The organism is Clostridium sp. AM58-1XD, assembly GCF_003464085.1.
Classification (GTDB): Bacteria; Bacillota; Clostridia; order Lachnospirales; family Lachnospiraceae; genus Lachnoclostridium_A.
Genome location: NZ_QSDR01000043.1, coordinates 15,873 through 30,884 on the forward strand (window position 1 = coordinate 15,873; position 15,012 = coordinate 30,884).

Below are 15,012 nucleotides of genomic sequence, written 5' to 3' on the forward strand. Positions count from 1 at the left end.
TATAATGTATTAAGGCAGAAAGCAGTTTATGAAAAATTTAGAGGAAAGATGTTGTAAATGCCTATGTGGTATGATAAAATGTATGGCATAAAAACAGAACAGATGTTCTGAAAAATAGCACAGAAGGAAGGCTGGGATAGGAATGTCAATACAGTTTGTTTTAGGTGGTTCCGGGTCGGGCAAGACTCGGTTTCTTTATGATAATCTGATCAGCGAGTCCATGGACAGCCCTGAGAAGAGATTTATACTTCTTGTCCCGGAACAGTTTACCATGCAGACGCAGAGGGAGATTGTAAATCTTCATCCGTACCATGGCACGATGAATATCGACATTGTGAGTTTTGGACGTCTGGCCTACCGTGTGTTTGAAGAATTGGCGATTGAGAATCCCGTTGTTCTGGATGACATGGGGAAATCCATGGTTCTCAGAAAGGTTGCTGCGGGGGAGAAAAAAAGGCTGGGGATATTTAGGGGCCACTTAAGCCATGCCGGCTTTATCGGACAGATGAAGTCCATGATCTCTGAGATGGCGCAGTACGGCATTTCCTATGAGATGCTGGATGAGATGATCCCTAAAGTTAAGAGTCCGCTCCTCGGTGAGAAGCTGAAGGATTTGAGTATTATATATAAAGGATTCAGGGATTATATTTCGGACAAGTTTATTACTTCGGAGGAGATTCTGGATGTCCTGTGCCGTGTTTTTCCCGACTCTGATCGGATGAGAGATAGTGAAGTGATTCTGGACGGTTTTACGGGATTTACCCCTGTTCAGTACAGAGTTCTGGAACAGATGATGCGGTGCTGCAGGAGAGTGCGGTTTGCAGTGACGGTGGAACCTAGCGCTTCGCCGTTTAAAGAGGGCGGGATGCACAATCTGTTTCACATGAGCAAGCATACGGCCTGCCGCCTGACAGCGGCTGCGAAGAAAAACGGGGTAGAAAAGGAACAGGATATAGTTTTGAACGAGCGTCCCTACCCAAGGTTCAGTAAGACGGGAGAAAGCAGATCGGCCCTGGATTTTCTGGAGGAGAACCTGTACCGTTATGGAAGAAAGTCTTATAAGGGGGAACCGGAAGAGATCAGGCTTTACAAAGCGCTTAACCCGTCGGAAGAGGTCGGGCTTATTATACACCAGATCGAACGGACGGTGAGAGATGAGAAGCTGCGTTACCGGGATATTGCAGTAGTCACCGGGAGCCTTGAGAATTACGGCAATGAGATATCGCGTCAGTTTGAGGCGGCAGGAATTCCATATTTCATGGATGATAAAAAGAATATTATGAGCCATCCTTTGGTGGAGCTGATCCGTTCGGCTCTGGAAACTGTTCGTCAGGATTTTTCATATGAAAGTGTTTTCCGGTATTTAAAATGCGGCATGATCATGGATGAACGGAGCGAGGAGAGGGACCGCCTGGAGAACTATGTCCTCGCTCTGGGAATCAGAGGATTTAAACGATGGGACAGCCGGTGGGAGCAGGTTTACAGAGGTGCCGCTAATCTGAACCTGGAGGCGCTGAACTGTTTTAAAGAAGAAATTCTTGCGCCGCTTAAAGTCTTGCGTCAGTTCCTGAAGGAAAAAGAGGCGACGGTCGAACAGATGACCGGAGCGCTGGCGGACTATCTTTTCAACTGTGAAATCGAACAGAAGGTAAAAGAATACGAGGAGAAGTTCGAAGCAGCGGGAGAATACCGTCTGGCCAGAGAATACGGCCAGGTATACGGTCTGGTTATCGAAATGCTGGACCGGGTGGTGGCTCTGCTTGGGAAGGAAAGAATAAGCCTGAAGGAATACGGGGAGATACTGGATGCCGGATTCGAGGAAATCAGAGTGGGAATTATTCCCGCCACAATCGACCGAATTGTCGTGGGCGATTTGACGAGAACCCGTCTGGATCATGTAAAAGTACTGTTCTTTGCCGGCGTCAATGATGGAATTGTGCCCGCCAGAAAAGACGGCGGAGGCATTCTTTCAGATATGGAAAAAGACAGCCTGAAGGAATTTGATATAGAGCTGGCTCCGACCGCCAGAGAAGAGGGATTTCTCCAGAGATTTTATTTGTATCTTATGATGACAAAGCCGTCGGACCGCCTGATCCTCTCTTTTTCTGGCATGGACGCTGAGGGGAAAGGGCTTCGGCCGTCCAGCCTGATCCATGAACTGAAAGGGCTTTTTCCGCGTTTGACCATTCAGGACGGCAGCCGGGATCAATATGATGTGATTTCAATGGAAGAGGGAAGACGGACACTGATCGAAAGTCTCCGGGAGTTTGAGACTGTGAAAGGAGAAGCGCGTTTCCTAGAACTGTATCGTTTTTTCTTTTTATCGGAAAGACATAGAAAACAGGTGGAAAACCTGGTGGAAGCGGCCTTTTATTCCTATAAGGAAAAGGGAATCGGTAAGGCGGCAGCCAGGGAAATTTACGGAAGGATACTGAGCGGAAGCGTTACACGGCTTGAACAGTACGAGGCGTGTGCATATGCTCATTTTCTCACGTATGGCCTGGAGCTATCAGAAAGGCAGGAATATGAGCTGGGCGCAGTGGATTTCGGAAACCTCTTTCATGGGGCCATTGATCTCTGCTTTTCCAAAGCGAGGGAAGAAGGGAAGCGGATTCAGGATCTGAATGCGGATGAAAGGAAGCGGCTGGTTAAGCTTTCTGTAAACGAGGTGGCGGACCAGTACGGCGGAGCTATATTAAAGAGCACGGCAAGAAATGAGTATTTGACGGAGCGGGCAGAACGAATTACGGAGAGAACCGTCTGGGCTCTGTCCGAGCAGCTGAAAAAGGGGGATTTTGAGCCGGCCGGATTTGAAGTGTCATTTTCGGCGATTGATAATCTGAAGGCTATGAGAATTTCGCTGTCGGAAGAAGAGGAGCTCCAGCTCAGGGGAAGGATTGACCGTCTGGATCTTTGCGAGGATCAGAAACACGTCTATGTGAAAATTATTGATTACAAGTCGGGCAGTACGTCATTTGATCTGGCGGCCTTATATTACGGCCTTCAGCTGCAGCTGGTCGTATACATGGATGCGGCGATGGAGATGGAGGAGCGAAAGAATCCGGAAAAGGAGATTGTACCCGCCGGCATATTTTATTATCATATCAATGACCCCGTAATCGAGAGCACGGGGGAAACGGATAAGGAGGAAATTGACAGGGAAATCCTCAGGCAGCTGAAGATGAACGGGCTGGTGAACAGTGAGCAGGAGGTAATCGCCCTTTTGGACAGGGAGATCGAAAAGGCTTCCGACGTCATCCCTGTTGCCATGAAGGACGGAATGATTCAGGAGGCCAAATCCTCTGTAGCGAACCGCCGCCGTTTTGAGGCTCTGAGAGTCTTTGTAAGAGACAAGCTGAAGACTGCCGGAACGAAGATTATGGAGGGAGATATATCGGTACGGCCGTATAAACAGGGGACCAGGAGTGCCTGCGACTATTGCCCGTATCATGCGGTCTGTGGATTCGACAGAAAAGTAAGCGGCTATAGCTACAGGAAGTTCGGGTCCATAAAAGCAGAAGAAGTCTGGAATGCGATTGAAGGAGGAAACCATGGGAATGAGGTGGACTGAAAAACAGGAACAGGTAATAACGTCCAGAAACAGGAATCTCCTCGTGTCGGCTGCAGCCGGAAGCGGAAAGACAGCCGTTCTGGTGGAACGGATTATCCGTATGATAACTGATCAAATCAATCCTCTGGATATTGACAGACTGCTTGTGATGACGTTTACAAACGCCGCTGCTGCGGAGATGAGGGAACGGATTGCAGCAGCCATTGAGAACAAATTAAAAGAAGATGGAAGAAATGAGCATCTGCAGATGCAGGCAACGCTCGTTCAGCACGCTCAGATCACTACAATACACAGTTTCTGCCTGAATGTAATCAGAAACCATTTCAATAAGCTGGACATCGATCCGGCCTTCAGAATCAGCGATGAGGGAGAGCTGATGCTGCTGAAGGGCGATGTGATGAGGGAGATGCTGGAGGATTTTTATCAGGAAGGCAGACAGGAATTCCATGAATTTATAGAAACGTACTCTACGGGAAGAGGCGACTTTGGAATCGAGAATTATATTATGCAGGTTTATGAATTTTCCTGCAGCAATCCATGGCCGGGGCAGTGGTTTGCTGACTGCCGGAAGGAATTGTCAGAGAGTACCATGGATGAGATGGAGAGCACTCCCTGGATGCAGTTCCTGATGCGTGATATTAGCCTTCAGCTTGAGGAGCTTCATATACAGATGGAGGAAGCGGCCGACGTATGCAGGGAAGATGACGGACCGCAGGCGTATCTTCCTGTTTTTCTGGAAGACATCCGTATCCTGGAAGGACTGATGGAGCAAAAAGCTACGGGGAGCTGGAAGAGCTCATGGGACGCGCGGTGTTCGGCCGCCTGGCGGCTGTCCGCGGAAAGGATGTGGACCCTGCTAAGAAGACGTACGCTAGCGAGTGCAGAAACCGCATGAAAAAAGCTGTGATCAGAATTGCGGCTCTTTACTTCCCGGATACGAGAGAGCGTATGGAAATGGCGATGAAAGGCTGCGCGCCTGCGCTGGATATGCTGCTGGAGCTGGCAAAAGAGTTTTCACGCCGATACCAGGAGAAGAAGCGGGAAAAAAATATCGTGGATTTTAATGATCTGGAACACTATGCCTTGTTTGTCCTGACAGATGAAAAGGAGGAATCAGGTAACATCGTAAGAGTACCGTCACTTGTAGCGGAGGAGCTGTCCAGGCAGTATGAAGAGATCCTGGTGGATGAATACCAGGACAGCAACGAAGTTCAGGAGACGCTGATCCGCTGCATTTCCAGAGAGAAGTGGGGACGCCCTAATGTCTTTATGGTAGGAGATGTAAAACAGAGTATTTACCGATTCCGCCTGGCCAAACCGGATCTGTTTCTGGAAAAATACAATTCATATTCTGCAGAGGAGAGCGTGTATCAGAAAATCGAACTTCATCAGAACTTCAGAAGCCGTGCCAGCGTCCTGGAGAGTGTGAATGAGGTATTCTTTAAAATTATGACAAAAGCACTGGGAAATGTAGAATATACAGAGGAAACAGCGCTTCATCCTGGAGCCGTTTTTGCTCCTTTTTCCGCAGAAGCCGGAGCGGAAAAAGCAGAAGCCGGAGCGGAAAAAGTAGAAGGCGGGGCGAAAGGACGGCACATGGCAGGAAAGACAGAGCTGTTGCTGGTCAATACGGATACAGATCTTCTGAAGGAACTGGACGAAGAACACATGGATTACACCAGCCGGGAAATGGAGGCGAAGATGATCGCCGCCAGGGTCAGGGAAATGACGGACCCGGAAAAAAGTCTGATGATCTGGGATAAGGATGAGGAGAGATACCGTGCCGTGCAATACCGGGATATGGTAATCCTGCTTCGAAGCGTCTCCGGCTGGTCGGAGGTGTTTCTGGAAGTATTTATGAATGAAGGCATACCGGCCTATGCAGAATCCAGAACGGGATATTTTACCGCCGGTGAGGTGGAAACGGTGCTTTCACTTCTGTCTGTAATTGATAATCCCATGCAGGATATCGCTCTTGCCGCTGTGTTCCGGTCGCCGATTGTAGGACTTGAGAATGAAGAACTGGCACACATTATGGCTCTTTATAAGAAAAATCCGGTAAAGAGAGAAGAACGCGGTCTGTACGGCGCATGGAAAAACTATGAAGATATGTATCAGGCAGGTTCTGTCGGCGGTGAAAACGAGCAGCGCCTCTGGGAAAAACTGAATCATTTCAGCGGCCTGTTGGAACGGTTTAGAAGAATGAGCGTGTATCTGCCCATCCATGAGCTGATTTATGAGGTATACCGGCAGACAGGGTATTATGATTTTATAACGCTATGCCGGCGGGAGAGACGAGAAGGGCAAATCTGGACATGCTGGCGGAAAAGGCTGTGGCGTATGGAAAGACGAGTTACAGGGGATTGTTCCATTTCGTCAGATATATTGAGAGCCTGAAAAAGTATCATACGGATTTTGGTGAGGCTTCGACACTGGGGGAAAATGACAATACCATAAGAATTATGAGTATACACAAGAGTAAAGGTCTTGAGTTCCCAGTGGTATTCCTGGCCGGGCTGGGAAAACGGTTTAATAAAACGGATGTTTATGGTAAAATTCTTATAGATTCCGATCTGGGAATTGGAAGTGACTGCATCGATACGGAACTGAGAGTAAAGATGCCGACCCTGAAAAAGAATGCCCTGAGAAGGAAGATGGAACTGGACAGCATGGGAGAAGAACTGAGAGTTCTGTATGTGGCAATGACAAGAGCAAAAGAACAGCTGATTATGACAGCGGCCGACAGGAATCTGGAATCCCATATGAAAAAGTGGGAGCAGATTCCCTGCTACAAAGGCCATATCCCATTTACGGTTCTTTCATCAGCAGGTTCATATCTGGACTGGATACTGATGAGCCAAGCAGAGCCGGGAGGCATGATTGATGTATACGAAATTCCTGCCGGACGGATTCTTGGCCGTGAGATGGCGGTTCAGACGGAAAAGGCAGGATTCAGGGAATCACTTCTTGAGTTCGACGCGGAGAAAGAATATGATCTGGAATACAGAAAGAGGCTGGAGGATACCTTTTCCTACCAATATCCATATCAGGCAGATGTATCCCTTTATGCGAAAATGACGGTCTCAGAACTGAAGCAGCAGGGACAGATGATCGATGAGGAAGAGAGCGAATGGATACCGACAGTTCCCGCCTTTTTGAATGAAGAAGAGGAGCAGGAACGTGGAGCGTACAGAGGAACTGCATACCACAGAGCGTTGGAACTGCTGGATTTCAGAAGCATTTCTACAGAGCAGGAGACGGAACATGCTCTGTTAAAGCTGGTGGAAAACGGGCGCCTTTCTGAAGCAAACCGCCGGATGGTTCGGGCTTCGGTGATCTGGCATTTTTTGGATTCACCTTTGGGAAAGAAAATCAGATGTGCTGCAGGAGAAGGACGGCTTCAGAAAGAGCAGCAGTTTGTCATCGGTATTCCGGCCCGAGAGATGGGGCTGGGAGAATCGGAAGAACTGATTCTTATACAGGGTATTGTGGACGCCTATTTGGAAGAGCAGGGGGAACTGGTTCTGATCGATTATAAGACAGATCATATAAAGAGAGGAGAAGAACATCTCCTCTCGGAACGGTACGGCCTGCAGCTCAGCTATTATAAGAGAGCTTTGGAACAGATGACGGGGAAGAGGGTCAAAGATACGATTATCTATTCCATGACCCTTCAGGAAGAAATACATTTAAGGGATAAGGAGATGTAAAATGATACCGGATGAAGAAGTGCGTTTAACTCAGATGTCTCATGCGTCCGGATGTGCTGCAAAAATTGGTCCTGGAATGCTCCAGGAGATTTTAAAAGGGCTTCCGATGTCAAACGACGGGAATCTGCTGGTGGGAATTGAAACGAATGACGATGGAGCCGTATACCGTATTAGCCAGGACCTGGCTATGATACAGACGTTGGATTTTTTTCCGCCCATGGTAGATGACCCTTATGTGTTTGGCCAGGTGGCTGCCGCGAACGCTCTGAGCGATATTTATGCCATGGGGGGTGAACCGAAAATTGCCCTCAATATCGTAGCGTGGCCCAACTGTGTGAATCCTGAAATATTAGGCAGAATACTGAAAGGCGGAGCGGATAAGGTAAGGGAAGCAGGAGCCGTTCTGGCAGGAGGCCATTCCATTCAGGATGATGTGCCGAAATATGGTCTGAGCGTAACGGGCTTCGTCCATCCGGACCGGATGTTTAAAAACTGCGGCGCGCAGCAGGGAGATGTACTGATTCTAACGAAACCTCTGGGAACAGGAATCGTAAATACGGCGGTGAAAGCAGAAGCGGCTTCAGAAGAAGCAGAACAGGAAGTGATCCGTGTGATGACGTCGCTGAACAGGAAGGCGAAAGAAATCATAGAAAAATTTGAGATTCACAGCTGCACGGACGTGACGGGATTTGGACTGGCAGGCCATGGAATTGAAATGGCAGATGGAAGCGGCGTTACGATTGCCATAGAACTGGACCGGCTTCCGATTCAAAGAGAAGCAGCGGAATATGCAAAAATGGGGCTGGTGCCGGAGGGCGCCTACAGGAATCGTCAGTTTTTGGAGAGTAAAGTAGATTTTGGCTCTTCTCAGGTCTTTGAACAGGACCTGCTTTTTGATCCGCAGACGTCCGGCGGCCTCCTGATCAGTGCAGATGAACAGACGGCGGAGAAAATTCTTGAGGATTTTAGCAGATACGGGCTGGAGACAGAATATGCCGCTGTCGGAAAGGCAGAGGCGCGCGGAGAAAAGAGTGTGAGGCTGATACGATGATATATCTGGATAATGCAGCGACGACGATCTGCAAGCCGGAACCTGTGATCCAGGCTGTGGCAGAGGCCATGAGAAGCATGGGAAATGCAGGGAGAGGCAGCCATGAAGCTTCTCTGGATGCGGCGCGGACCCTGTACAGAACGAGAGAAAGACTGGCAAAGCTCTTTGGGGCGGCTGCACCAGAGTGCGTGGCATTTACAGCTAATTCCACAGAAAGCCTGAACATGGCTGTAAAAGGTACCTTATCGCCGGGTGATCATGTGATAACGACCGTAATGGAGCACAATTCGGTACTGCGTCCCCTTTATCAGATGGAAGAACTTGGAGTACAGCTGACAATTCTGCCGCTGCACGACGGACAGATCCGGCCGGAAGATTTTAAATCCGCAGTCAGAAAGAATACGAGGCCGTCATATGTACACATGCTTCCAACCTTACCGGTGATATGATCGATCTGGAAGGTACGGGCCGGATCTGCCGTCATTACAATCTTTTATTTATTGTAGATGCTTCACAGACAGCCGGTATATTTCCGATCGATATGGAAAACATGGGAATAGATATCCTGTGCTTTACAGGCCATAAAAGCATGATGGGGCCTCAGGGAATCGGAGGAATATGCGTCAGACGCGGTGTGACGGTACGTCCACTTGTCGTCGGAGGCAGCGGAATGCAGACGTTTTCCAGAAGACATCCGGATCGCATGCCCCAGGCACTGGAAGCAGGAACGGTCAATAGCCACGGAGCTGCCGGACTTTATGCGGCGATTCTGTATCAGGATGCGATCGGCCGGGAAAAAATATTGAAAAAGGAGCTCCTTCTGGCTGAAATGCTTTATAAAGGACTGTCATCCATTAACGGCGTGACGGTCTACGGCAATTTTACAAATAAAATGAGAGCGCCCATTGTGGCCGTGAATCTGTACGACATGGATTCTTCTTACGTATCTGATGAACTGTCAGTGCGCCATGAGATCATGACGAGGCCGGGAGGCCATTGTGCGCCGCTGTTTCACGAGGCGCTGGGGACGAAAAAACAGGGAGCCGTAAGATTCAGCCTCTCATGGCAGAATACAGAAGAGGAAATCATGCAGGCAATAAATGCAGTAAAGGAGCTGGCGTGGGAAATATGAGAAAGAAAGAAAACAGGATGGTTGTTTCCTTTTGTACGACTACGGAGCGATAGCCATGGAAGAAGCCTGCCGGAAGGATCATATTGCCGGCCGCCTGATTCCGCTTCCAACGGTTATATCGGCCGGCTGCGGCCTCGCCTGGAGCGCTCCGGAAGAATCAGGCACAGAGCTTTTGGAGTATATGAAACGGAAGAACCTGGGATTTGAGTCCGCAGGCATTTTTATGATATGAGAACAGTAAAAATATGGACAATGGAGGATGGACGGCTTGTCAGGTACCATAAGGGTCTGGCAGAAGCTGCCGGACTTGGACCAGAAGAAGCTGCTGTTAAGTCTGCGTTCTGCAGAAAAAAGAGACTCCCCTATATTGTATCACTGACCGGCGCAGGAGGAAAGACGGCCGTCATGTACCGTTTGGCGGAAGAACTGTCGGCAGCGGGATTCAGAACCGCAGTAACGACGACGACCCATATTTTGAGGCCGGATGACGGGATTCCTATTTTCATTTCGCCAGAAATAGATAAAACGAGCCGGAATGAGTTCAGAGAGAGACTGAAGCGTGCAGAGAAAAAGAGAAATCTGTCCGGTGGATTTATCGTTGCAGGAACCGACTACAGCGCATCTGGGGAAGGAGAAAAGAAACTGGCTTCACTGCCCCCTGATCTGGTGAATGAATTGAAAAACTGGGCCGATTTCCTGCTGGTGGAGGCGGACGGTTCCAGGCGGCTTCCTCTGAAGGTGCCTGCAGATTGGGAACCAGTTATTCTGCCGGAAACATCACTGGTGATCGGCTGTGCAGGACTGAACGCAGTCGGAAAGCCTTGGAGAGAAGTATGTTTCCGCCCCGAATATGCGGGACGTTTTTTTACCGGTGACATAGTGACGGAAGAAAGTACTGCGGCCATTCTGACCGATGCATGCGGGACGAAAAAGGATATTGGAAACAGGGAATACCGCATTGTTCTGAATCAGGGGGATGAGATCGAAGACAGGAAGAAGGCTGAGAGAATACTTTCCCTGGTGGAGAAGCACTGTACAGGCTGTCTCTGCACGAGCTTTTCAGAAGTGTGCGAAGAGAAAGGAGGCTCTCATTGGACAGAGAAAAAAGGGTATTGATAAAAGGAGCGGGCGATTTGGCAACAGGCATCGCCTGTCGTCTCCATAACTGCGGGTTTTCGATTGTGATGACGGAGACGGCAGTCCCGACAACTGTCAGAAGAACGGTTGCATTTTCCAGAGCCGTTTATGAAAATGAGGCCGTTGTGGAAGGGATTACAGGCATTTTGTGTACAAACCTGGAAGAAATCGGGGAAGCTGTGGATAAGGGTAGAATTGCTGTGATGGTGGATGAAGCATGCAGAATCCGGAGTCAGTGGAAGCCGGATATTCTGGTGGACGCTATTATAGCCAAACGCAATATGGGAACATCGATAACAGATGCCGGGACAGTCATCGGCGTCGGACCTGGATTTGAGGCCGGAACGGACTGTCATTGTGTGATCGAGACAAAGAGAGGCCACGATCTGGGGCGGTGTATCTGGAACGGAGGTGCCGTGCCCAATACGGGAGTTCCCGGAATGATCGGCGGATTTGCGAAAGAACGCCTTATAAAGGCGCCGTGCGGCGGGACTTTTTATGGCACCGTGTCGATTGGAGACCGGGCAGAGGCCGGCAGCGCGGTTGGATATGTGGAAAAAGAAGATGGGAGCAGAGTGCTCGTTCTGTCGGAAATTCAAGGGGTGATACGGGGACTTCTGCAGGATGGCGTATCAGTAGTATCAGGTATGAAGGCCGGAGACGTGGATCCGAGAGATGTAAAAGAAAACTGTTATACGGTATCCGATAAGGCAAGGGCTGTAGGGGGCGGCGTTCTGGAGGCGATTCTGGCCCTGGATCATAAAAGGAGGGAAAGCTGATGAAGATTTCACTTGTACTTCTGGCGGCAGGAGGCAGCCGGCGATTCGGCGGCAATAAACTGCTGGAGGAAATTGAGGGAAAGCCGATGTACCGCCATATTGCCGATGAAATCCGGGAGAATGCGGAACAAATTTTTGCTGATAAGATCGTGGTGACCCAATATGAGGAAATCGCCCAGGTGATGGAGACAAAAGGATACCGAATCGTCAGGAACCACAATATTGAACGGGGCCTTTCCTGGTCAGTCAGACTAGGCCTTGACGCTGCTGTGGAAAGGGCAGGGGAGGAAGGAACGGCGGTATGCTTTGCCGTATGTGATCAGCCGTATCTTAAGGGAAGCACTGTCGGGAAGTTCCTGGAGGGATGGGAAAAAAGCGGAAAGGGATTAGGCTGTCTTGGAAACCAGGGGCGGCTGGGTAATCCTGCCGTATTCTCGTCCACATACTTTGAACGCCTGAGAGAATTAGAAGGTGACAGAGGCGGCCGGAGCCTGATTGCCAAATATCAGGATGATGTATACGTATTTGAAGCAGATGATGAAAGAGAACTGGAAGATATCGATATAAGGAGGAGTTTATGATTTTACTGGAAAGAACAAGTGTAATGAATATGGAAAATGCGATAAGGGGAGCCAGGAATCCGATGAACAGCTGGAACCGGATGGACAGCTTTTACGACGGCAGCGGAAATTATATACTGGGACCGAATGATCTGGATCTGGCAAAGAGGCTGAGAAAAGCGGGAAGCGACCACAGAAAATTTATCCGCCAGATATTTGTGTCTGTGGATATTACGGCGCCGATGTACTGGTGGAAGGAATATGACACATATAAAGTCGGAACCGTGGCAAATTCCACCAGCACCATGCATAAGATCCACAGCAAACCGTTCTCGATGGATGATTTCAGCCACGATCATATGACAGAAGGGACAGCTGCCTTTTTGCAGACGGTTGTGGAGGAACTGGAGAAAATCAGGCTCCGTTATATTGAAAATAAGAACAAGGAAGACTGGTATGATATGATTCAGCTCCTTCCGTCCAGCTATAATCAGATGAGGACATGCTCATTCAACTACGAGACTCTGATTAATATTTATCATGCCAGAATGAACCATAAATTGACGGAATGGCATGAATTCTGCGACTGGATTAAAACACTGCCATATGCCAGGGAGCTGATTATTGCGGAAGAATAGGAAAAGGAATTCAAATGATGAAAGAATGGATGTTGGATGTGGGCGGCGATTTGCCAGGAAATGTATTTTTAATCAGAGGCAGTAAAAACTTTATCTTTGATGCGGATATGGCTTACTGCGGAGAACGCCTTGCTGACCGAATTGAACAGGCGGTTTCCGGGGGAAAGCTGGACGGCGTATTTCTGACTCATTCTCACTACGATCACATTTCCGGCATTCCCATGCTCAGGAAAAGGTGGCCGTCCCTTATGGTTTACGCCGCGTCATATGCGGCGGGCGTGTTGAAAAAAGAATCTGCGCTGAAGATGATTCGGCAGATGAATCAGACGGCGGCAGAGGACAGGAGGGCGGAAGGACGAATGGTCGATGACGGTTCGCCGGAATATGGGGATGAAAGCCTTCAGGTGGACCGGGAACTGAATGATGGGGAAACGGTCGAGATGGGAGAGTACTCTGTAACAGCCATTGCGACGCCGGGCCATACGAAAGACTGTCTGTCCTACAGAATTCGGAAAAAAGGGGAAAGGGAAAGCCTTCTTCTGTGCAGCGAGACTACGGGAGCTCCTGCCGACGGCACATTTATACCGGTTTCTCTTGTGAGCTTCGAGGACTCAGTGCGTTCCATTGATAAACTGGAGGCGCAAAAACCGGACGGTCTGCTCTTTTCCCACTGGGGATACATGGAAATGTATGATGAAGTCTGGAACGATATGAGAAGAGCATACAGTCTGGCAAAGATACGGTATTTAGAAGAATTGAAATCAGGTAAAAGTGAAGTTGATATGATACATGATCTGGAACAGTATTACTGGACGAAATCTGTGCGGAAATACCAGCCGTACAGGGCATATGCAGAGAATACAAAGTACATGCTGCGGGTAATCAAACGGGAATTTTGTCAAGGAGATGAGGAAAGATGAATATCATTGTTGCTGCAGACAGAAAATGGGCAATCGGGAACCAGGGAGGTCTCCTTGTTTCCATACCGGATGATCAAAAGCTGTTTCGGGAAGAGACACTGGGAAAGATTGTCGTCATGGGAAGGAAGACACTGGAAAGCCTGCCGGGCGGACAGCCGCTTTACGGGCGTACAAATATTGTCCTTACGAGAGACATAAATTATAGAGTTAAGGGCGCAGTGATCTGCCACTCGGTGGAAGAGGCGCTGGAGGAACTGAAGAAATACCCGGATGAAGATATTTTTATAGCAGGAGGACAGAGCATTTATGAACAGTTCCTGCCATACTGTGATACGGCTCACGTGACCTGGATTGACTATGAATATGAGGCGGACACCTGGTTTGTCAATCTTGACAGGGATACGGAGTGGAAGATGGTTCTGGAAAGTGAGGAACAGACGTATTTTAACCTGTGTTATACCTTCCGTATGTACCGGAGAGTCAGGGAAAAAAAGGAAATATTATGAACCTTCAATACTTAAAATATGCTGCGGAGGTGGAGAAAACAGGTTCCATTTCCCAAGCTGCTGAAAATTTATATATGCGCCAGCCTCATTTGAGCAAGGCGGTCAAAAATCTGGAACAGGAGCTGGGATTTCAGATTTTTTACAGGACTGGGCACGGAATCGTACCGACGGAAGACGGAGAAGAATTTCTGCGCCATGCGAAGGAGATTCTTGCTAAGCTGGATGAAATGGAGCAGCTTTGCAGCAAAAAGAAAGAACGGATACGGGGAGCCAGGATTGGTACCGTATATGGAGATCATATTTGGAGCGCATTTTTGCAGTTTATTGGAAAGAATACGGGAATGAACGACAAAAGCTGCCTTTATGAAGAGACAGGAGTAAAGCAGATTCTAGAAGGGATCAGTCAGAAAAAATACAGGCTGGGGATTATACGGTACAGGACGTTGGGGGACCGGTTCAACCAGAAACTTCTTTACGAAGAAGATGTGGTATGTGAGGAGTTTGCGCGATTTCCATATCAGATTATCGTAAAAAAGGGCCATCCTTTTGCTGAATGTGGAACTGTATCCAGGGCAATGCTGGAAACATGTCCGGAAATCTGCTGCCGGGACGGTGTCTTACTGCCGGGAATGGAGGGAAGCCTTCCAAGAGGCAGAGACAGAATCGAAATATCAGGACGAAGCAGCCTTTATGAAGCCCTTTATGAAGCGGGAAATGCATATTTGTGGAGTCCGCCTGCCGGGGAAGAGTGGCTCAAAAGCAGGGGTCTGGCGGCCGTTCCATGGGAAAGTCCTGAAAATGATTATAAAGACGCCTTTGTTTACCGAAGGGAACGCCGGATTACGAGAAGTGAAGAGCGTTTTATGGAGATTGTAAAAAACAAGGCATGGGCGATGGGAATTGGAATTATACATAAAAATATATAGCTGTATGCCATTTTTGGATCTGTTCATCCTATGTTTGATGTGCTATACTCAGATTGTTAGTTAAAATAACTAAACAATCTGA

The 15,012-nt window shown here is 48.6% G+C and carries 13 protein-coding genes and 1 pseudogene; all 14 read left to right on the forward strand.

All coding sequences use genetic code 11. From position 1 onward, the window contains the following. Nucleotides 1-142: 142 nt before the first annotated feature. The 14 genes and pseudogenes from addB to DXA13_RS18860 all read left to right on the forward strand — a co-directional run bounded on the left by addB (nucleotide 143) and on the right by DXA13_RS18860 (nucleotide 14,930). Nucleotides 143-3,571: a helicase-exonuclease AddAB subunit AddB gene (addB, locus tag DXA13_RS18810; protein WP_118246569.1), complete on the forward strand. Its 3,429-nt coding sequence runs from the start codon at nucleotides 143-145 to the stop codon at nucleotides 3,569-3,571. Further along, nucleotides 3,552-4,466 (forward strand): UvrD-helicase domain-containing protein, encoded by a 915-nt coding sequence (locus DXA13_RS22155; RefSeq protein WP_243009224.1) that lies wholly within the window; start codon nucleotides 3,552-3,554, stop codon nucleotides 4,464-4,466. The genes addB and DXA13_RS22155 overlap by 20 nt, the downstream gene beginning before the upstream one ends. Then, nucleotides 4,370-5,968: a UvrD-helicase domain-containing protein gene (locus DXA13_RS22160; RefSeq protein WP_243009225.1), complete on the forward strand. Its 1,599-nt coding sequence runs from the start codon at nucleotides 4,370-4,372 to the stop codon at nucleotides 5,966-5,968. The genes DXA13_RS22155 and DXA13_RS22160 overlap by 97 nt, the downstream gene beginning before the upstream one ends. Further along, nucleotides 5,887-7,281 (forward strand): 3'-5' exonuclease, encoded by a 1,395-nt coding sequence (locus tag DXA13_RS22165; RefSeq protein ID WP_243009226.1) that lies wholly within the window; start codon nucleotides 5,887-5,889, stop codon nucleotides 7,279-7,281. The genes DXA13_RS22160 and DXA13_RS22165 overlap by 82 nt, the downstream gene beginning before the upstream one ends. Before the next feature lies 1 nt (nucleotide 7,282). After that, a complete protein-coding gene (gene selD, locus DXA13_RS18820) occupies nucleotides 7,283-8,332 on the forward strand; it encodes a selenide, water dikinase SelD (RefSeq protein WP_118246570.1) in 1,050 nt (349 codons plus the stop codon). Then, nucleotides 8,329-9,464 (forward strand): annotated as a pseudogene (locus DXA13_RS18825) (aminotransferase class V-fold PLP-dependent enzyme). Before selD ends, DXA13_RS18825 begins: the two are co-directional and overlap by 4 nt. Nucleotides 9,465-9,495: 31 nt before the next feature. Next, nucleotides 9,496-9,696 (forward strand): DUF3343 domain-containing protein, encoded by a 201-nt coding sequence (locus DXA13_RS18830; RefSeq protein WP_347559930.1) that lies wholly within the window; start codon nucleotides 9,496-9,498, stop codon nucleotides 9,694-9,696. After that, nucleotides 9,693-10,580: a selenium cofactor biosynthesis protein YqeC gene (gene yqeC / locus DXA13_RS18835; RefSeq protein ID WP_118246571.1), complete on the forward strand. Its 888-nt coding sequence runs from the start codon at nucleotides 9,693-9,695 to the stop codon at nucleotides 10,578-10,580. The genes DXA13_RS18830 and yqeC overlap by 4 nt, the downstream gene beginning before the upstream one ends. Then, the gene (gene yqeB, locus DXA13_RS21135; protein WP_243009227.1) at nucleotides 10,556-11,380 is read left to right on the forward strand and encodes a selenium-dependent molybdenum cofactor biosynthesis protein YqeB; all 825 of its coding nucleotides are present in this window, start codon (nucleotides 10,556-10,558) and stop codon (nucleotides 11,378-11,380) included. The genes yqeC and yqeB overlap by 25 nt, the downstream gene beginning before the upstream one ends. After that, complete coding sequence (locus DXA13_RS21140; RefSeq protein ID WP_181995745.1) at nucleotides 11,380-11,961, forward strand: nucleotidyltransferase family protein; 582 nt, start codon at nucleotides 11,380-11,382, stop codon at nucleotides 11,959-11,961. Before yqeB ends, DXA13_RS21140 begins: the two co-directional genes overlap by 1 nt. Next, complete coding sequence (locus tag DXA13_RS18845) at nucleotides 11,958-12,578, forward strand: hypothetical protein (RefSeq protein ID WP_118246572.1); 621 nt, start codon at nucleotides 11,958-11,960, stop codon at nucleotides 12,576-12,578. The genes DXA13_RS21140 and DXA13_RS18845 overlap by 4 nt, the downstream gene beginning before the upstream one ends. Nucleotides 12,579-12,592: 14 nt before the next feature. Then, complete coding sequence (locus tag DXA13_RS18850) at nucleotides 12,593-13,498, forward strand: MBL fold metallo-hydrolase (RefSeq protein WP_118246573.1); 906 nt, start codon at nucleotides 12,593-12,595, stop codon at nucleotides 13,496-13,498. Next, entirely contained in the window at nucleotides 13,495-14,004 is a 510-nt protein-coding gene (locus DXA13_RS18855; protein WP_118246574.1) for a dihydrofolate reductase, read from the forward strand. Before DXA13_RS18850 ends, DXA13_RS18855 begins: the two co-directional genes overlap by 4 nt. Then, on the forward strand, nucleotides 14,001-14,930 hold the full coding sequence (locus DXA13_RS18860) for a LysR family transcriptional regulator (RefSeq protein WP_118246575.1): 930 nt from the start codon (nucleotides 14,001-14,003) through the stop codon (nucleotides 14,928-14,930). Before DXA13_RS18855 ends, DXA13_RS18860 begins: the two co-directional genes overlap by 4 nt. Nucleotides 14,931-15,012 lie beyond the last annotated feature (82 nt).